The organism is Sutcliffiella halmapala, assembly GCF_050107295.1.
In the GTDB taxonomy this organism is placed as follows: Bacteria; Bacillota; Bacilli; order Bacillales; family Bacillaceae_I; genus Sutcliffiella_A; species Sutcliffiella_A halmapala_A.
The window spans coordinates 319,047-337,268 of sequence record NZ_JBNIKR010000003.1 but is presented as its reverse complement, the minus strand read 5'-3'; the positions used below and the strand labels follow the sequence as shown (position 1 = coordinate 337,268).

The 18,222-nt window shown below is 46.1% G+C and carries 17 protein-coding genes; 14 read left to right on the top strand and 3 right to left on the bottom strand.

Annotation, left to right across the window (positions count from 1 at the left end):
• The first annotated feature begins 3 nt into the window (after positions 1-3).
• From ACQCT5_RS07480 to rpoE, 3 genes are all read left to right on the top strand, one after another.
• Positions 4-660 carry a TetR/AcrR family transcriptional regulator gene (locus ACQCT5_RS07480; RefSeq protein WP_499640520.1) on the top strand — a complete coding sequence of 219 codons (657 nt, stop codon included), beginning with the start codon at positions 4-6 and terminating at the stop codon, positions 658-660.
• Complete coding sequence (icmF, locus tag ACQCT5_RS07475) at positions 638-3,883, top strand: fused isobutyryl-CoA mutase/GTPase IcmF (protein WP_499640518.1); 3,246 nt, start codon at positions 638-640, stop codon at positions 3,881-3,883. Before ACQCT5_RS07480 ends, icmF begins: the two co-directional genes overlap by 23 nt.
• 398 nt (positions 3,884-4,281) lie before the next feature.
• Positions 4,282-4,839 (top strand): DNA-directed RNA polymerase subunit delta, encoded by a 558-nt coding sequence (rpoE, locus tag ACQCT5_RS07470; protein WP_499640516.1) that lies wholly within the window; start codon positions 4,282-4,284, stop codon positions 4,837-4,839.
• A gap of 45 nt (positions 4,840-4,884) precedes the next feature.
• Here the strand turns inward: rpoE and ACQCT5_RS07465 are convergent, their stop codons facing one another.
• Positions 4,885-5,175 carry a hypothetical protein gene (locus tag ACQCT5_RS07465; RefSeq protein ID WP_499640514.1) on the bottom strand — a complete coding sequence of 97 codons (291 nt, stop codon included), beginning with the start codon at positions 5,173-5,175 and terminating at the stop codon, positions 4,885-4,887.
• A gap of 322 nt (positions 5,176-5,497) precedes the next feature.
• Between ACQCT5_RS07465 and pyrG the strand changes: the two genes are divergently transcribed.
• Positions 5,498-7,114, top strand: coding sequence for a CTP synthase (gene pyrG / locus ACQCT5_RS07460; protein ID WP_499640512.1), 1,617 nt, complete (start codon positions 5,498-5,500; stop codon positions 7,112-7,114).
• A gap of 63 nt (positions 7,115-7,177) precedes the next feature.
• On the opposite strand, the gene ACQCT5_RS07455 is transcribed toward pyrG, so the two are convergent.
• Both ACQCT5_RS07455 and ACQCT5_RS07450 read right to left on the bottom strand, forming a co-directional pair.
• On the bottom strand, positions 7,178-7,702 hold the full coding sequence (locus tag ACQCT5_RS07455; protein WP_499640510.1) for a GNAT family N-acetyltransferase: 525 nt from the start codon (positions 7,700-7,702) through the stop codon (positions 7,178-7,180).
• Between the two features lie 51 nt (positions 7,703-7,753).
• Positions 7,754-8,308, bottom strand: a complete 555-nt coding sequence (locus tag ACQCT5_RS07450) for a DUF2529 domain-containing protein (RefSeq protein WP_499640508.1) — start codon at positions 8,306-8,308, stop codon at positions 7,754-7,756.
• Positions 8,309-8,576: 268 nt separating this feature from the next.
• On the opposite strand from ACQCT5_RS07450, the gene ACQCT5_RS07445 reads away from it, so the two are divergent.
• The 10 genes from ACQCT5_RS07445 to ACQCT5_RS07400 all read left to right on the top strand — a co-directional run bounded on the left by ACQCT5_RS07445 (position 8,577) and on the right by ACQCT5_RS07400 (position 18,209).
• A complete protein-coding gene (locus ACQCT5_RS07445; RefSeq protein WP_204413068.1) occupies positions 8,577-8,954 on the top strand; it encodes a response regulator in 378 nt (125 codons plus the stop codon).
• 336 nt (positions 8,955-9,290) lie between these two features.
• Positions 9,291-10,148 (top strand): class II fructose-bisphosphate aldolase, encoded by an 858-nt coding sequence (locus ACQCT5_RS07440; protein WP_204413066.1) that lies wholly within the window; start codon positions 9,291-9,293, stop codon positions 10,146-10,148.
• Positions 10,149-10,306: 158 nt separating this feature from the next.
• The gene (gene fsa, locus ACQCT5_RS07435; protein WP_386642112.1) at positions 10,307-10,951 is read left to right on the top strand and encodes a fructose-6-phosphate aldolase; all 645 of its coding nucleotides are present in this window, start codon (positions 10,307-10,309) and stop codon (positions 10,949-10,951) included.
• Positions 10,952-11,137: 186 nt separating this feature from the next.
• Positions 11,138-12,430 (top strand): UDP-N-acetylglucosamine 1-carboxyvinyltransferase, encoded by a 1,293-nt coding sequence (gene murA / locus ACQCT5_RS07430; protein ID WP_499640505.1) that lies wholly within the window; start codon positions 11,138-11,140, stop codon positions 12,428-12,430.
• Between the two features lie 441 nt (positions 12,431-12,871).
• Positions 12,872-13,840 carry a class II fructose-bisphosphatase gene (gene glpX, locus ACQCT5_RS07425; RefSeq protein ID WP_204413056.1) on the top strand — a complete coding sequence of 323 codons (969 nt, stop codon included), beginning with the start codon at positions 12,872-12,874 and terminating at the stop codon, positions 13,838-13,840.
• 491 nt (positions 13,841-14,331) lie between these two features.
• On the top strand, positions 14,332-15,603 hold the full coding sequence (gene rho, locus ACQCT5_RS07420; RefSeq protein WP_386642121.1) for a transcription termination factor Rho: 1,272 nt from the start codon (positions 14,332-14,334) through the stop codon (positions 15,601-15,603).
• Between the two features lie 471 nt (positions 15,604-16,074).
• Positions 16,075-16,320 (top strand): type B 50S ribosomal protein L31, encoded by a 246-nt coding sequence (locus ACQCT5_RS07415; protein ID WP_204413054.1) that lies wholly within the window; start codon positions 16,075-16,077, stop codon positions 16,318-16,320.
• A 137-nt stretch (positions 16,321-16,457) separates the two neighbouring features.
• Positions 16,458-17,063 carry a thymidine kinase gene (locus ACQCT5_RS07410; protein WP_499640501.1) on the top strand — a complete coding sequence of 202 codons (606 nt, stop codon included), beginning with the start codon at positions 16,458-16,460 and terminating at the stop codon, positions 17,061-17,063.
• Positions 17,064-17,158: 95 nt separating this feature from the next.
• Complete coding sequence (locus tag ACQCT5_RS07405) at positions 17,159-17,593, top strand: hypothetical protein (protein ID WP_499640499.1); 435 nt, start codon at positions 17,159-17,161, stop codon at positions 17,591-17,593.
• A 106-nt stretch (positions 17,594-17,699) separates the two neighbouring features.
• Positions 17,700-18,209 carry an undecaprenyl-diphosphatase gene (locus ACQCT5_RS07400; protein WP_499640497.1) on the top strand — a complete coding sequence of 170 codons (510 nt, stop codon included), beginning with the start codon at positions 17,700-17,702 and terminating at the stop codon, positions 18,207-18,209.
• The last annotated feature ends 13 nt before the right edge of the window (positions 18,210-18,222 follow it).

Here is an 18,222-nt window from a genome sequence, read left to right as displayed (position 1 = left end):
GGGATGAAAAAACGTCAAGTACATGCATCCGTCAAAGATGAAAAGCTGATTGAAAAACGGCGCGACCAGATGATCAAGGGTGCGGTGAGCCTTTTTAAGGAAAAAGGCTTCCACCGCACGACCACCCGCGAAATTGCAAAGGAAGCGGGCTTTTCGATCGGTACGCTTTACGAATATATCCGCACGAAGGAGGATGTGCTCTACCTTGTGTGCGACCGCATCTATGACCAGGTGGGGGAGCGGCTGCAGGAGGAGCTTGATATGAAGCGTGGCAATCTTGAAAGTTTGAAGGCTGCCATCTCCTTCTATTTTCGTGTCATGGATGACATGCAGGATGAAGTATTGGTGATGTATCAGGAGGCAAAATCGCTATCAAAGGATGCATTGCCGTATGTTTTGAATAAAGAGCTTGAAATGGTCGCGATGTTCGAGCAGGTGATCCGCAACTGCATGGAGGCGGAGGGGATGAAGCTTCCGGAACAGGAAATCCAGCTGATGGCCCATAACATCTTTGTCCAGGGACAGATGTGGGGCTTCAGGCGCTGGGTGCTCCATAAGCATTTCCGGCTCGAGGATTATATTGCAGGCCAGATCGAACTGTTATTAAACGGACTTACAAAGGGGGAGAACGTGAAGCATGGAAGTATATCGTCCAACTAACCATATCCGATTTGTCACGGCTTCAAGTCTATTCGATGGGCATGACGCATCGATCAACATCATGAGACGCATTCTGCAGGCGAGCGGGGCAGAGGTGATCCACCTTGGCCATAACCGTTCGGTGGAGGAGATCGTCAACGCAGCAATCCAGGAGGATGTCCAGGGAATTGCGATTTCATCTTACCAGGGCGGGCATGTCGAGTATTTCAAGTACATGTTTGATTTGCTGAAAGAAAAAGGAGCTTCTCATATAAAAATTTACGGCGGTGGCGGGGGAGTAATCATCCCGAGTGAAATTAAGGAACTGCATGAGTACGGGATTGCCCGCATCTTCTCACCGGAGGACGGCCGCGAGCACGGTCTTCAAGGCATGATCAATTCGATGCTGAAGGAATGCGATTTTGTGACAGCCAAAAGCTTGGGCGATGAAGTCGAGCGCTTAACTGCCGACAATCACCAGGCAATCGCCAAGCTGATCACGCTTGCCGAGCTTCAGGTGACAACGAATGAAGAGGTGGCAGCAACCGCACAGGCTGCTTTAAGCAAGGTAAAAGAAATGCAGAAAACGGTACCGGTCTTAGGGATAACAGGTACTGGGGGAGCAGGGAAAAGCTCGTTGACCGATGAACTGATCCGCCGCTTCATCAACGAAGTTCCGGACAACAAGGTCGCGATTCTTTCCATCGACCCGACAAAACAGAAAACAGGCGGCGCGCTGCTTGGGGACCGAATCCGCATGAATGCGATATTCAATCCTCGTGTCTATATGCGCTCTCTTGCAACCCGCGGTTCCCGTTCCGAGCTGTCCTTGGCAATCCAAGACGCGATCTCTGTTACGAAGGCGGCAGGCTTTGACCTGATCATCGTCGAAACAAGCGGTATCGGGCAAGGGGATGCAGGAATCACCGAAATCTGTGACATCTCCATGTATGTGATGACAAGCGAATTCGGGGCACCGTCCCAGCTTGAGAAAATAGACATGATCGACTATGCCGACCTGATCGTCATCAACAAGTACGAGCGCAAGGGCTCCGAGGACGCAAAACGCCAGGTGCAAAAGCAGTACCAGCGCAGCCGTCTTTTATGGGATAAAGAGCTCGACGAAATGCCTGTATTCGGAACAATCGCGAGCCAGTTCAACGACTTGGGCACGAACACGCTTTTTGCGGCGCTGCTTAATCTGATCAACGAAAAAACAGGCTCCAGCCATACAACGAACCTGCCGACATCCAAAGACGTGGAAAAGCAGAACGTCATCATCCCGAACGACCGCCGCTACTATTTACGAGAGATCAGCGACACCGTCCGCAACTACCATAAAGAGGCACAGGAGCAGGTGGAACTGGCGCGCAAGCTGTTCCAACTTGACGGTGCAATGGAAGCAGCTTCCGATAAATCGGAGCTGGTAGAAGCGCTGCAGACCATCCGCAACGAATACGAAGAAAAGCTGACCGCCGACTCCCGCAAGATTTTGGCAGGCTGGGCTGAAAAGAAAGAAAAGTACAGCGGCGACCAGTTTGTCACGGTGATCCGCGACAAGGAAATCATCACAAAATTGACGACCAAAAGCTTATCGGGCCTTGCTATTCCAAAAGTGGTCCTTCCGAAATATGTAGACTACGGGGAGATTTTGAAGTGGGTGTACAAGGAGAACGTTCCAGGCGAATTCCCTTACACGGCCGGCGTATTCCCGTTCAAGCGTGAAGGCGAGGATCCGAAGCGCCAGTTCGCTGGGGAGGGTACACCTGAGCGTACTAACCGCCGTTTCCATTATTTAAGTAAGGATGACGACGCAAAACGCTTAAGTACCGCATTCGATTCGGTTACTCTTTACGGCGAAGATCCGGCACCACGTCCGGATATCTACGGAAAAGTCGGAAACAGCGGTGTCAGCATCTGTACGCTTGATGACATGAAAAAGCTTTATGCAGGCTTTGACCTGTGCGCACCAAGCACCTCCGTATCCATGACCATCAACGGACCGGCACCTGTCATCCTGGCAATGTTCATGAACACGGCCATCGACCAGCAGGTTCAAAAGCGTGAGGAAGAGCTTGGCCGCGTCTTGACAGTGGAGGAATTTGCCGAGGTTCGTGCGGTAACGTTGCAGACCGTACGCGGAACCGTTCAGGCCGATATTTTAAAAGAGGACCAGGGCCAGAATACGTGTATCTTCTCAACCGAGTTCGCACTTCGTGTGATGGGCGATATCCAGCAGTATTTTATTGATAAAAAGGTGCGAAACTACTATTCCGTTTCGATCTCCGGTTATCATATTGCCGAAGCGGGTGCGAATCCGATCACGCAATTGGCATTTACGCTTGCGAACGGCTTCACCTATGTGGAGTACTATTTGAGCCGCGGCATGAACATCAACGACTTTGCACCGAATCTGTCGTTCTTCTTCAGCAACGGACTGGATGCAGAGTACACCGTAATCGGCCGTGTGGCGCGCCGCATCTGGGCGACCGTCATGAAAAATAAATACAAGGCCAACGAGCGCAGCCAAAAACTGAAGTATCATATCCAGACATCCGGCCGTTCCCTGCATGCACAGGAAATCGACTTCAATGATATCCGGACGACGCTTCAGGCTTTGATGGCATTGCAGGATAACTGCAACTCGCTTCACACAAATGCCTATGATGAAGCAATCACAACACCGACAGAGGAATCTGTTCGCCGCGCGATGGCCATCCAGATGATCATCACAAAAGAGCACGGATTAGCGAAAAACGAAAATCCGCTACAGGGATCCTTCATTGTGGAAGAGCTGACAGACCTTGTCGAGGAAATGGTACTCCAGGAATTCGAACGCCTGAACGACCGCGGCGGCGTACTTGGTGCGATGGAAACACAATACCAGCGCGGCAAGATCCAGGACGAATCCATGTACTACGAAATGAAAAAGCACACCGGCGAACTGCCGATCATCGGCGTGAACACATACAAGAATCCAAATCCTCCATCCGAAGACGAGCTCAACGACATCGAACTCGCCCGTTCCACGGAAGAGGAAAAAGAAACACAAATCAAAAACCTGCGCGCCTTCCAGGACCGCAACTCAGACAGTGTCCAAGAAGCCCTGAACCGCCTCAAACAAGTAGCCATCAACGGAGAAAACATCTTCGAAGAACTGATGGAAACAGTAAAAGTCGCGAGCCTAGGGCAGATCACAACTGCGCTTTATGAAGTGGGCGGGCAGTTTAGACGGAATATGTAATAGTTTTGTAAGAGGACAGGAGGAAAGTTTCCTGTCCTTTTATATAGGAATTTGTTAGAAAGGCCAGTAGTATTTTCATACTCTCCCCTGTTGGTTTCAGCGCAAGGGGTGAGACTCCTGCGGGAGAAAGCGTTTAGGGGAGACCCCACAGGCGAAGCCGAGGAGGCTCCACAAAACGCCCCGCGGAAAGCGAACCCCTGGAGCGGAAACCAACAGGGTGTTCAATGTTGACACCTTATTTTCCAGGTTGCATAACAACACAACTTCAAAAATTTCCCCAAAGAATTAATTTATACTGGATTAAACACAAAGGATTTGTTTATAATGAATGGTATGGATTTTTCTAGAAATCTTTAATATTATATACCTTTTACATATACAGAAAGGATGTGCAGACATTGGCATTAAACCACCTAACGGCAGAAGAAGTAAAAGAAATGTCGCTAATCGAAATCACGTACGCTTTATTCCAAGAACAGAAGCAATCTGTGACATTTGGTGAACTACTTACGGAGATCAAGAAGCTTACTGGCTTCAAAGATGAAGATCTTCGCAGCAAATTATCACAATTCTACACGGACTTAAACGTTGACGGCCGTTTTATTTGTATTGGAGAAAACCAATGGGGACTTCGTGCATGGTATCCTTATGATCAAATAGAAGAGGAAACGACTCCTCAGGTTAAAACGAAGAAGAAGAAGGCGAAGAAATCCGACGATGACGATCTTGATGCGGACGAGTTCGAGGAGCTGGATGAAGAAGAGCTTGAGTTCGACGACCTTGACGACTACGAAGAGGATGAAGCCGAAGAAGACTTTGACGACGTCGATGAAGATGATGCTGACGACGATGACGATGACGAAGAATTCGAAGAGGATCTTATCGAAGACGAGGAATACGACCTTGAAGACGATGAGGAAGAAGAAGACGAAGAGGATGACGAGGAAAAGCTGTAACAGATTCTCATCCTTGCTGAACCCCCTTGTTGTTTGAGGGGGTTTTTATTTTTGGTCTGCTGATGGCAGGTTATTGATGGGGACGGGCCTCATTTTTTTTGCAATAAAGGGGAGAATTCGTTCACTTTGCGTCATAGTGCACTTTACGGAGGGGTCTCTTGCTCCATTTTTCACCAGAAATTGAGGCTTTCGCCCGGAAAATAAAAAACACGCCCGGAAATTAAGATTTGCGCCCGAAAAATAAAAAATACGCCCGGAAATGGAAGTTTGCGCCCGAAAATCCAGTGGTTTCGCCCGAATGACATATTTCGACAAATTTCGCCAGCTGTAAGCCAACCCAAAAATCCTCCTTGACTTTTCCCCTCAAACTAAGTAGAATCTTTTTTGGGCTCCTTTTAAAAGGACATGAATGATTCGGTATATCAGATACACGCTCCCTTTGCCAGAAACACTGGCAGGAGGAGCGTTTTTTTATTTTATTGGTCAAAAACAGAAGACGGAAATTCCACGCTGTACCTAAACAATATTAGGAACAGCTTCATTTTTTAGTAAATGATTTTCGCACTTTTGACTAATGATAAAAACATTAAATGCCTCTCTAGAATCAGGGTAGTTATGTAAATATCAGTAAAATACATTTAATCGAGGGGGAGACAGCATGACAAAGTATATTTTTGTAACAGGTGGGGTTGTGTCATCTCTAGGTAAAGGGATTACAGCAGCATCATTAGGAAGACTCCTAAAAAACAGAGGATTGAGTGTGACGATCCAGAAGTTCGATCCATACATTAACGTGGACCCGGGTACAATGAGTCCTTATCAGCATGGGGAAGTATTCGTAACAGATGATGGCGCTGAGACGGATTTGGACCTAGGTCACTATGAGCGTTTCATCGATATCAACCTGAACAAATTCAGCAACGTGACTACTGGGAAAATCTATTCCACGGTCTTGAAAAAAGAGCGTCGCGGCGATTACCTTGGTGGTACAGTGCAGGTTATTCCACATATCACGAATGAAATCAAAGAGCGCGTATTCCGTGCCGGCAAAGAAACGAATGCGGATGTTGTCATCACGGAAATCGGCGGAACAGTAGGGGACATCGAATCCTTGCCATACTTGGAGGCGATCCGTCAGATCAAGAGTGATATCGGTCGCGACAACGTTATGTACATTCATTGTACGCTTGTTCCTTACATCCGTGTTGCAGGTGAGCTGAAAACAAAGCCGACTCAACACAGTGTAAAAGAGCTTCGCGGATTGGGAATCCAGCCGAACATCATCGTATTGCGTTCTGAAATGCCGATCTCTCAAGACATGAAGGACAAGATCGCTTTGTTCTGTGATATCGATGAGAAGGCAGTGATCGAATCCATCGATGCGGAAACGCTATATGAGGTTCCATTGGCATATCAGGCGCAGAACATGGACAACATCGTTTGCGAACATTTGAAGCTTGATGCAGCAGCGCCTCAAGCGGACATGACGGAGTGGACGAAGCTTGTCGACAAGGTGAAAAATCTTTCAAACAAAACAACCATCGCGTTGGTCGGTAAATACGTTGAACTTCAGGATGCATATCTTTCAGTTGCAGAAGCGCTTCGCCATGCAGGCTACCAGTTTGATACAGATGTAAAAATCGACTGGATCAATGCAGAGAACGTGACAGCTGAAAATGTGGACGAGCTGCTTCAAAACGCAGACGGTATCCTTGTTCCAGGTGGATTCGGAGACCGTGGTGTCGAAGGTAAAATCGAAGCGATCCGCTATGCCCGTGTCAATAAGGTGCCATTCTTCGGTATCTGCCTAGGCATGCAGCTTGCTTCTGTAGAATTTGCACGTAATGTTCTAGGAATGGCAGGGGCGCACTCTGCCGAGTTGAACCCGGAAACGCCATTCCCGATCATCGACCTATTGCCGGAGCAGAAGGATATTGAAGATCTTGGAGGTACCCTTCGTCTTGGCTTATATCCATGTAAATTGAACGACGGCTCCCTAGCACAAGCGGCATATAACGACGGCGTTGTATACGAGCGTCACCGTCACCGCTATGAGTTCAACAATCAGTACCGCCAGCAGATGGAAGAAGCAGGATTTACGTTCTCCGGTACTAGCCCGGACGGCCGCCTGGTTGAAGTGATTGAGATCAAAGATCACCCTTGGTTCCTTGCATCCCAATTCCATCCGGAGTTTACGTCTCGACCTAACCGTCCGCAGCCGTTATTCCGTGACTTTGTGGAAGCTGCAATCAAGAACATAACAGTATTAGCTTAATTTTATAGATAGAAAAAAGGAGAAGCCGTCTCAATTGGGAACGGCTTCTCCTTTTTGTATTCTTCAAGCTTGGGGATGATGTTTTCTTTTCCATTCATATAAAAGTTGTCCCTGCTTATCTTTGTAAAGAATGTATCCATGACTTTCATAAAAGTTGCGCAAAAAGTCCGAGGCGACGCAATCCAATCGGACTGTTTCTATCTGTTGCCGTGCCGTGTATTCCTTAATCCAACCCATGACAAAGTCCCCGATCTTCCCGCCCCTCCTATCTGGAGCAACTGCAAGCTTATGCAGATAGACAGTGGACGGTTTAGATTCCTCCTGGCCCCAAAGATGGATGTCCCATTCATTTTGACTTGGCGAGAGGAGGAAGGTTGCAACGATGTCAGGCCCCTCCATCACTTTGAAAAAGAAACCTTCCACTACATACTCCTTGATTTCTTCATCTTCCTCGTCGGTCAAAAGGAAATTCCATTGCGTAGAGCCCTTTTCCTTCAACAATGCCGCACGATCCTTCAAGATTTTTAATATGGCAGGACTATCACCCGCGACTGCCCGTTGTACCTCTAATGATTTTATCAGTTCCATGTTATACACCTTCCAACGAAAATGGATTCGCTATTTGAGACTGGATTACCTTTAATATTCGTCTTCTTGCTCATCCAAAATTTCCTTAATGGTAAAAGCTAGTCCGTAATAAGCATAAAGGCCAGCCATGCTGCTCGGAAAACCGAATCGTTCTCCATCATCGCCCGGAATAAGCGGCTTTTTCAGCTTCATGTCGATATGAACATCCGCGATTGAATCCAGCGTTTCATTCGCTTCGCCCTCAGTTCCGGCTGCCATCACAGTGGAAATGCCGACAATCTCGATTCCAAGCTCCTTTAAAGCCTTCGCCGTATCGATTGCCTCTTCATCCGTGGAAAAGCGTGACACAACCAATGCACGGTCCGTATCGGTAAGATCATGATAGCTGTCCAGGTCGGAAAGAAGTTTCGCCTTTGGCAGCGGCTCCGCTCCCTGTGTCGCTTCAAACTCCACACCCTTCATTTCCTTCACCCCATGAATGTAAATGCGCCCATCACCGACAACAGCCTGTGCAAGCAACCGCGCACCATCCTCAAAAGAAAAATCCTCATTGCCCGCAATCCGGCCGAACACACCCTGAAGCTGCGTCGTAAAAATCTTCAACATAAAAACAACCTCCTATACTTACTACCTGCAGTATGACACAAGTCGGGAAATCCCTGCCGGGGTCTGGCCCCTAAAAAATATTTTTTTATTATTCCCAGCGATAGAATTTATTAAAATCCTACATTAAAAGTTAAAATAGTATTGGATATACGTTAATATTTAGTCGTAATTAAAATAATTGTTGGGGGAAAGCAGGAAATAAGTCTATTATAGTAGAAATAGGTGAATGGGTGGAAACGGATTTACTATTTTCTAGGAATGAGGTGGAATGATGGGTCAAAAATTGCTGATAGTGGATGACCAGTATGGGATACGCATACTGCTTAATGAAGTGTTTCAGAAAGAAGGGTACCAGACGTTCCAAGCAGCAAATGGATATCAAGCGTTAGATATCGTAGAAAAGCATTCACCTGACTTGGTCTTGCTAGACATGAAAATTCCTGGAATGGATGGAATTGAGATCTTGAAAAGGCTGAAGGCAATCAATGCAGATATCCAAGTGATCATTATGACAGCGTATGGGGAACTGGACATGATCCAGGAGTCCAAGGATCTGGGTGCCATCACGCACTTTGCGAAGCCTTTCGATATTGACGAAATACGGGATGCCGTTAGAAAAAATATGCCTCAGTCTACCGAAAAATAATCGGGTTTGTGACTGAAAATTAAAACATTGAGAGTGTTACCGCTTACAACGAAAAAGGGGAATGTTCGGTAGTTGTAGTTTTCTTTCAGAGTTGGTATGCTAGGTACTGGATAATATCTTCCGACAAGTTTTACAGTTTGTTTCACTCGCATACATAACTAGTTTTTCAATTGGTCAAGCTAGATTTGATATTGGTGAAACTGTTACATATAAGAAGGGGTACTCATAATAAGAGCGGAATTCCAAGTGTTTTTCTGCCTCTGAGTATGGGTTTGCCATCTTGTAAGAACGGGAAAAACTTTTCGGAGTGAGTATAATACGAAGGAGGATTTTACCATGCCTTTAGTTTCCATGACAGAAATGCTGAAAAAAGCAAATGCAGAAGGCTATGCAGTAGGTCAGTTCAACTTGAACAACCTCGAATTCACACAAGCAATTCTACAGGCGGCACAGGAAGAAAAATCACCGGTCATTCTTGGTGTTTCTGAAGGTGCAGCTCGTTATATGGGTGGCTTCAAAACAGTAGTAGCAATGGTTAAAGCGCTAATGGAAGAGTATAAAGTGACAGTACCGGTTGCGATTCACTTAGACCACGGTTCAAGCTTTGAATCTTGTGCAAAAGCGATCCACGCTGGATTTACATCTGTGATGATCGATGCTTCCCATCATCCATTTGAGGAAAACATCGAAACAACTTCCAAAGTAGTAGAATTGGCACACTTCCACGGAGTATCTGTTGAAGCAGAACTTGGTGTAGTAGGTGGACAAGAAGACGACGTCATCGCTGACGGAGTAATCTATGCAGACCCTGCTGAGTGTGAAGAGCTTGTAAAACGCACTGGCATTGATTGCTTGGCTCCAGCATTAGGTTCCGTACACGGCCCATACAAAGGCGAACCGAACCTAGGCTTCAAAGAGATGGAAGACATCAACAACCGTGCTGGTGTTCCTCTAGTATTACATGGTGGTACTGGAATCCCTACGCATGACATTAAGAAAGCAATTTCTTTTGGAACTGCGAAAATCAATGTAAACACGGAAAACCAAATTGCGTCTGCAAAAGCAGTGCGTGAGACATTGGCTGTGAAAACGGAAGAGTATGATCCACGTAAATACCTTGGACCAGCTCGTGACGCAATCAAGGCAACTGTTCAAGGCAAAATGCGCGAATTCGGTTCTTCCAACAAAGCATAAGACAACAGAACGCATTTCAACAACAACAACCATTCAACCAACAACAAGGCAACAATAGTGCAAAACCGCCACCTCAGGCGGTTTTGTTTATTTCTTATATGAAAGCGCGCACAATATAGTACAACCAAAAATTCAGCAAATTAAAAGGAGAGAATAACATGAAATTTTTCATCGATACAGCTAACCTGGAAGAAATCAAAGAGGCACATGCACTTGGAATCCTTTCGGGAGTTACAACCAACCCAAGTCTGGTTGCAAAAGAGAACATCACTTTCGAAGATCGTCTTCGCGAAATCACTTCTTTTGTAACAGGATCAGTTTCTGCAGAGGTTATCGCGCTTGATGCGGAAGGAATGATTGAAGAAGGCAAAGCGCTTGCTGCGATTGCTCCAAATATCACGGTAAAAGTTCCAATGACCCCGGACGGTTTGAAGGCGGTAAAAGTGTTTTCCGAGCTGAACATCAAAACAAACGTAACGCTCATTTTCAACGCAAACCAAGCACTTATGGCAGCGAGAGCGGGAGCAACTTATGTATCCCCATTCCTTGGCAGACTTGATGACATTGGGCAGAACGGGATGGACCTGGTTTCCACCATCGCTGACATTTTTGCGATTCATGACATCCCGACAGAAATCATTGCAGCATCGATCCGCCATCCGATGCATATCACGGATGCAGCATTAAAAGGTGCTCACATTGCAACAGTTCCTTACAAGGTCATCATGCAGCTGTTCGGACACCCGCTGACAGACCAGGGAATCGAGAAGTTCCTTGCAGATTGGAACAACCGCCAACAATAATCCTGGTGTAAAAATCAGGAATAAAGTACGAAATATTACGTTTCGATAAAGAATTAAGCTTTTCCATATAAGTATTCAAAAATATCGTGTAAACTAATGTATATTGAAAATTTTAAGATTGGTAATAATTGTGTATAATGAAAATAACACTCTTGGAAACCAACCTCGCCTTGAAGGGAGACCTATATGGAAAAGTTAAAAATTCTTGGTGGCAATAAGTTAAATGGAACAGTACGTGTAAGTGGTGCGAAAAACAGCGCAGTTGCACTTATTCCTGCAACAATCCTTGCAGATTCACCTGTAACAATTGAGGGTTTACCGAAAATATCAGATGTAGAAATTCTAAGCAGCCTGCTTGAAGAGATTGGTGGGTCAGTATCCATGGATGGGGAGGACTTAACAGTCGATCCTTCCAAGATGATCGCCATGCCTCTGCCTAGCGGTAAAGTGAAAAAGCTTCGCGCTTCCTATTACTTGATGGGAGCGATGCTCGGCAGATTCAAAAAAGCGGTGGTAGGTTTACCAGGTGGATGTCATCTAGGCCCAAGACCGATTGATCAGCATATCAAAGGTTTTGAAGCATTAGGGGCAGAAGTAACGAATGAACAGGGTGCAATTTATTTGCGTGCCGATGAGCTTCGCGGCGCACGCATCTATCTCGATGTCGTCAGTGTTGGTGCAACCATCAATATCATGCTTGCTGCAGTAAAAGCAAAAGGCAGAACACTCATCGAAAATGCAGCAAAAGAGCCGGAAATCATTGATGTTGCAACCCTGCTGAGCAGCATGGGTGCAAAAATCAAGGGAGCAGGAACGGATGTGATCCGTATCGATGGAGTCGAAAGTCTTCATGGATGCAAGCACACCATCATCCCGGACCGTATCGAAGCAGGTACATATATGATTATGGCCGCTGCAACCGGTGGAGAAATGATTATCGACAACGTTATCCCGACTCACTTAGAGCCATTGATTGCCAAGCTGCGTGAAATGGGCGTACGCATTGACGTCAATGACAACCAGGATCAGCTACTGATCGTTCCAGGCGAAAAACTGAAGTCGGTTGACGTGAAAACGCTCGTCCACCCTGGATTCCCGACAGACCTGCAACAGCCGATGACGACCCTTTTGACTAAAGCGGAAGGGACAAGCATCGTTACCGACACCATCTATTCTGCGCGATTCAAGCACGTGGATGAACTTCGACGCATGAATGCTCAGATCAAAGTCGAAGGCCGCTCAGCCATCATCAATGGCCCTGTACAGCTGCAAGGGGCAAAGGTAAAAGCAAGTGACCTGCGTGCAGGTGCTGCGCTTGTCATAGCCGGCCTGCTGGCAGATGGACTGACCGAAGTGACAGGCCTAGAGCATATCGACCGCGGCTACAGCCATCTTGAAGAAAAGCTCGAGGGACTTGGAGCAACAATCTGGCGCGAGTCCATGACCGAAGAAGAAATCGAGCAGATGCAGAATTCGTAAGGGATAGTTCGGATTCTCCAGTTTGATTCAAAGTGAATTCTTTTACAGGTTGACTAGCTGGTGATTGGAGCAATTGGCGAAGACTCCTCGAAAATGCGAGCATTTTCTTCGTGCGATGTATCGCTGCCGCAGCCTTCCTTGTCCTGCGGGAGGGAGCGTTTAGTGGAGACCCTAGGCGAAGCCGAGGAGGCTCTCGCATCGCCCCGCGGAAAGCGCAGCCTATTGCGGAAATCACCAGCGGGTTTAGAACCGTCTACCAAATACTTAAAGCAGAACCCCACTAACCTGGGAGTTCTGCTTTTTTCATGAAACCACTTTCTCTTTTCGTCAAATGTGATATACTATTAACGAAAAGTATATCACAATGCCATCTTTTGCACATGCGAATGATGACTTGACAATAAATTACTAGATTCATAGTGAATAGAAGGAGTGGGAAAAATGGAAAGAAGTTTATCCATGGAATTAATTCGAGTAACAGAAGCGGCAGCTCTATCATCAGCACGTTGGATGGGTAGAGGCGACAAGGACAGTGCTGATGGAGCGGCAACCTCTGCGATGCGCGATGTATTTGACACCATTCCTATGAAGGGTACGGTTGTGATCGGTGAAGGTGAAATGGATGAAGCACCGATGCTTTATATCGGCGAGAAGCTTGGTACAGGATACGGTCCGCGAGTGGACGTTGCGGTTGACCCTCTGGAGGGAACGAGCATCGTGGCATCCGGAGGCTGGAATGCGCTGGCTGTTTTAGCGGTGGCGGACCATGGCAATCTTCTGCATGCGCCTGATATGTATATGGACAAAATTGCAGTAGGTCCTGCGGCTGTCGGTAAAATTGACATCAACGCATCTGTTTTGGACAATCTGAAAGCGGTAGCGGAAGCGAAAAATAAAGAGATTGAAGACGTAGTTGCAGTTATTTTAAACAGACCTCGTCACGAAAAGATCATCTCCGAGCTGAGAGAAGCAGGAGCACGTATCAAACTGATTGATGATGGTGATGTTGCAGCGGCGATCAACACAGCATTTGACCACACAGGTGTCGACATTCTATTTGGTTCAGGCGGAGCACCAGAAGGCGTAATCGCTGCAGTTGCCCTTAAATGCCTTGGCGGGGAAATCCAAGGGAAGCTATTGCCACAAAACGAAGAAGAGCTGCTTCGTTGCAAGAAGATGGGGATTGAAAACATAGATGCGGTTCTAAGAATGGAAGACCTTGTTCGTGGGGATGACGCCATTTTTGCAGCAACTGGAGTGACAGATGGTGAGCTTCTGCGAGGTGTCCAGTTCAAAGGCACCAACGCAACGACTCATTCCGTAGTTATGAGAGCTAAGTCCGGAACAGTGCGCTTCATCGATGGACAGCATAATATCAAGAAAAAACCGAACCTTGTATTCAAGCCATAAATAACTTGAACCGTAAACGCGTATGCCGTTTACGGTTTTCCTCTATTTGATAGGTCAAAAAAATCCACCTCGTTACGAATTCTATAGGGCGTAGAGCTTTTATTCGACACAAATCGAGGGGATTGTGGAATATTCCCCAGAAAATAATAGAATAGCACTAAGCCTGTCTATAGAAAGTTGTTGCTTAAAAGTATAAAATGTGGGTAAAATATTATATGCTACGCGTTTTATGTTAAAATCTATCCTTTTCTTCCTAGCGATTCTTCTACAATTTCTTCAAAAGGAGAGTTTATCCCACATGTAAAACGGGAGTAAGTCCTCAACCTTTATCCAATTCATCCAATTTATCATGGTGCAGGACTTACATTAGATCCGACTACCGGATTTCCCATCCTTCGAACTTATTTCAGCTTGAATCAGTTCTGGAAGACAAATGAACAAACTTTTTCCCATTGATACTAAATAAAAGAATAGAGTGGTGTTTTCTTTTTATGGATTTGACTATTTCTCATTTAGAAAATTTAAAGCTAAAAGAATTATATGAATTTGCCCGTCAGCATAAAGTATCCTACTACAGCAAACTGACGAAAAAAGAACTTATTTTTGCCATTTTAAAAGCACAGGCAGAAAAAGACGGCCTTCTGTTCATGGAAGGGGTACTCGAAGTAATCCAATCTGAGGGCTTCGGATTCCTGCGCCCGATCAACTACTCCCCAAGCTCTGAGGATATTTACATTTCTGCTTCCCAAATCCGTCGTTTTGACTTGAGAAACGGGGACAAGGTATCGGGTAAGGTGCGTCCTCCGAAGGAAAACGAGCGTTATTATGGACTTTTACATGTAGAAGCGGTGAATGGCGACGATCCGGAATCGGCAAAAGAGCGCGTCCATTTCCCTGCATTGACTCCTTTATATCCGGACAGACAAATTGTCCTGGAGACAAAGCCTAAAGGTCTTTCTACACGCATCATGGATCTAATCGCACCAGTCGGCTTCGGTCAGCGTGGTCTGATTGTGGCCCCTCCAAAAGCGGGTAAAACAATGTTGATCAAAGAGATCGCCAACAGCATTACAACCAACCACCCTGAAGCGGAATTGATTGTCCTTCTAATCGATGAGCGTCCTGAGGAAGTGACGGACATCGAACGTTCTGTAGCAGGAGACGTAGTAAGCTCTACGTTTGATGAGGTTCCGGAAAATCACATCAAGGTGGCTGAGCTAGTACTTGAGCGCGCATTGCGTCTTGTCGAGCATAAACGCGATGTCATCATCCTGATGGACAGCATCACGCGTCTTGCACGTGCATACAATCTGGTCATTCCGCCAAGCGGTCGTACACTTTCCGGTGGTATCGATCCGGCAGCATTCCACCGTCCGAAGCGCTTCTTCGGTGCAGCCCGTAATATCGAAGAGGGCGGCAGCTTAACCATCCTTGCAACGGCGCTTGTGGAAACAGGGTCCCGTATGGATGACGTAATTTATGAAGAATTCAAAGGAACCGGGAACATGGAATTGCATCTTGATCGCAACTTGGCCGAGCGCCGCATCTTCCCTGCGATCGATATCCGTCGCTCCGGTACCCGTAAAGAAGAACTTCTTATCCCTAAAGATCATCTGGACAAGCTATGGGCCATCCGCAAAACGATGTCCGACACACCAGACTTTGCAGAAAAGCTCCTAAGACGCCTGCGCCAATCCAAGTCCAACCAAGAATTCTTCGACATGCTCGAAGAAGACCAAAAGGCAGGAACAGCGAAGCGATAGGATTGTAAAAGGTAAATAATCTACTTTACTTCGCCCCCTGTTGGTTGGAGCGCAAGGGGTGAGACTCCTTGAAAATGCAAGCATTTTCTGCGTGCGATGTATCGCTGTCGGAGCCTTCCTTGTCCTGCGGGAGCAGCGTGTCAAGGGAGACCCCACAGGCGCACTAGCGCCGAGGAGGCTCCCGAGGCCGCCCTGGATAAGCGAACCCCTGGAGCGGAAACCAACAGGGGAGTTTAATGTTAACACTCATTTTTATAAGCGTAACAAGTAGACACTCACGTTTCTTTTACATGGAAAATATTGCGCACCGATTTGGTAAATATAAGTCCAAAAGTAAGGTTGCAAAACCAAACATTACTTGATATAATTTCATCAGTGTGTTTTTAAGATAAATGATGTCGAACTTTGTTTGGTATCATTTCATATCTAACTCTGTTTCGAAAGACTCAGGGCAAAAAGGAGATGACAAGAATGAAAGCTGGAATTCATCCTAATTACCGTAAAGTTGTATTCATGGACATCAACACTAGTTTCAAATTCATCACTGGTTCAACGATGAAAACAAACGAAACTATCGAATGGGAAGACGGTACTACTTACCCTCTAATCAAAGTTGAGATCTCTTCTGATTCTCACCCATTCTACACTGGACGTCAGAAGCATGCTGCTGCTGATGGACGTGTTGAGCGTTTCAACAAAAAATACGGCCTTAAGTAATAAAGTAAAACAGGCAGGTTATCCTATATCTTGCCTGTTTTTTTTTACTTACCTTACATATTTCAAAAATGTGCTTATGTCTCTTGCTTGGACTAAGCACTTTTTATACGCTTATAATCAGAAGGGGGAGGCCGTGCATGTACGTAATGAAGCATTCGGGTTGGGTAGAAGTGATTTGTGGCAGCATGTTTTCTGGTAAATCAGAAGAACTGATTCGCCGCATGCGACGCTCCCAATTTGCCAAACAGAACATTCAAGTATTCAAACCAGCAATTGACAACCGTTATGCCGATGAGGCAGTTGTTTCTCATAATGGGACATCCATCATAGCGATGCCAGTTCCATCTTCACAAGCCATCCTCGATCAGGTGGAGGAGCAGACAGAAGTGGTGGGTATTGACGAAGTGCAGTTTTTTGATGAGCATATTGTGGAAGTAATTCAGGAATTAGCAAACAGAGGCTACTGTGTAATCGCTGCAGGACTTGACCAGGACTTCCGTGGAGAGCCATTCGGTAAGATGCCGGAGCTTTTGGCGATCGCTGAATCGGTGACAAAGTTGCAAGCTGTATGTGCCGTATGCGGATCACCTGCAAGCCGTACGCAACGTCTGATCAATGGAAAGCCAGCATGCTACGATGACCCAATTATTCTAGTCGGCGCTTCTGAATCTTATGAACCTCGCTGTCGTCATCATCATGAAGTCCCTCTAAATGTGTCCGTGTTGCAAGAAGTGAGAAAATAAAGCTTGTGCGAACTAGCTAAAAATAACAACTTTTCCTATAATTTGTCCGAAGATATTTTGAAGAAGAGGATACGCTAAAGGCAGGAGGTGTTTGCATGAAACATGCAATCCTGTCAATAGTCGTATGCTCTTTTTTTATAGCTGGATGCGGGGCGGACAAAGACCTCACAGGCCAGCGTGAAGTGGAAAATGGAACAAGGCTGATTGGAATTAACGCCGACGGTGGTGCATATGAAGAACACCAGGATTCCAATGACTTCAATACCAACCAAAACCCTAATTTCCTTGATTTAACCGAAGACCGGCCCGATTACGGGGATGATCAGGAAAAATTCGCCGAGGTCATCACGCTGAACAGTAACCTCGAACCTGGTCCCGTCTTCGTCACCGGCGACAACGCCCGGGTGACCGCCTATTCGAACGGCTCCCTTTCAGATGAAGAAAAAGACAAACTCCACTCCAAGCTTAAGCGCAAATTCATTGATGTCGTCCCGAGATACAGAGTACATTTAACAATTAAGGAGCGGTAGTGTAGTGGTGCCTGAGTCGTCAGGCACCTTTTCTTTTTGCATACATATTTATTTGTCCACTTTAGAAAACTAATAGGAACATTCTATAAACAAGAGGAGTTCCGCTATGGATTTAAAACTGTTTCTGGCAATTAATCAGCTAGCTGGCCGCTCGTGGTTTTTGGACAGATGTATGATACTGGTCTCGCAAAAAATGCGATATGTTTATTTTTTTATTCTGTTTTTTTTATGGCTGAGAAAGGGGCGAGAAAGAAAAATGGCGATAGATGCCGGTATTTCCGTTCTGATCTGCTTGGTTTCAAACCGTTTGATTAAGTTGCTCTGGTTCAGGCCAAGGCCATTTTTGAAAAGAAGGATTGGTATTCTTATCCCTTCCTTGATGGATTCGTCCTTTCCAAGTAAGCATACCATTCTTGCCTTTGCTGTCTCGACCATCATCTTTCTTCACCACCGCGGTCTTGGCATCATCCTGCACGGATTGTCATGGTTAACAGGTTTTTCCCGGATATGGATAGGGCATCATTATCCATTTGATATTATAGGGAGTGCTTTTATAGGTACCTTCACAAGTGTATTGCTCCATCAACGTCGGGAAATGGAGGGATGGGAGGAATAACTTTTTCAAATAC

Excerpts from the sequence above, each read along its gene's own strand:
- ACQCT5_RS07450 (WP_499640508.1), bottom strand. The coding sequence starts at position 8,308 with ATGTTGAAGATTTTTACGACGCAGCTTCAGGGTGTGTTCGGCCGGATT.
- ACQCT5_RS07415 (WP_204413054.1), top strand. The coding sequence starts at position 16,075 with ATGAAAGCTGGAATTCATCCTAATTACCGTAAAGTTGTATTCATGGAC.
- ACQCT5_RS07400 (WP_499640497.1), top strand. The coding sequence starts at position 17,700 with ATGGATTTAAAACTGTTTCTGGCAATTAATCAGCTAGCTGGCCGCTCG.
- ACQCT5_RS07410 (WP_499640501.1), top strand. The coding sequence starts at position 16,458 with ATGTACGTAATGAAGCATTCGGGTTGGGTAGAAGTGATTTGTGGCAGC.
- ACQCT5_RS07445 (WP_204413068.1), top strand. The coding sequence starts at position 8,577 with ATGATGGGTCAAAAATTGCTGATAGTGGATGACCAGTATGGGATACGC.
- ACQCT5_RS07405 (WP_499640499.1), top strand. The coding sequence starts at position 17,159 with ATGAAACATGCAATCCTGTCAATAGTCGTATGCTCTTTTTTTATAGCT.
- ACQCT5_RS07480 (WP_499640520.1), top strand. The coding sequence starts at position 4 with ATGAAAAAACGTCAAGTACATGCATCCGTCAAAGATGAAAAGCTGATT.
- pyrG (WP_499640512.1), top strand. The coding sequence starts at position 5,498 with ATGACAAAGTATATTTTTGTAACAGGTGGGGTTGTGTCATCTCTAGGT.
- ACQCT5_RS07440 (WP_204413066.1), top strand. The coding sequence starts at position 9,291 with ATGCCTTTAGTTTCCATGACAGAAATGCTGAAAAAAGCAAATGCAGAA.
- glpX (WP_204413056.1), top strand. The coding sequence starts at position 12,872 with ATGGAAAGAAGTTTATCCATGGAATTAATTCGAGTAACAGAAGCGGCA.
- fsa (WP_386642112.1), top strand. The coding sequence starts at position 10,307 with ATGAAATTTTTCATCGATACAGCTAACCTGGAAGAAATCAAAGAGGCA.
- ACQCT5_RS07455 (WP_499640510.1), bottom strand. The coding sequence starts at position 7,702 with ATGGAACTGATAAAATCATTAGAGGTACAACGGGCAGTCGCGGGTGAT.
- rho (WP_386642121.1), top strand. The coding sequence starts at position 14,332 with ATGGATTTGACTATTTCTCATTTAGAAAATTTAAAGCTAAAAGAATTA.
- icmF (WP_499640518.1), top strand. The coding sequence starts at position 638 with ATGGAAGTATATCGTCCAACTAACCATATCCGATTTGTCACGGCTTCA.
- murA (WP_499640505.1), top strand. The coding sequence starts at position 11,138 with ATGGAAAAGTTAAAAATTCTTGGTGGCAATAAGTTAAATGGAACAGTA.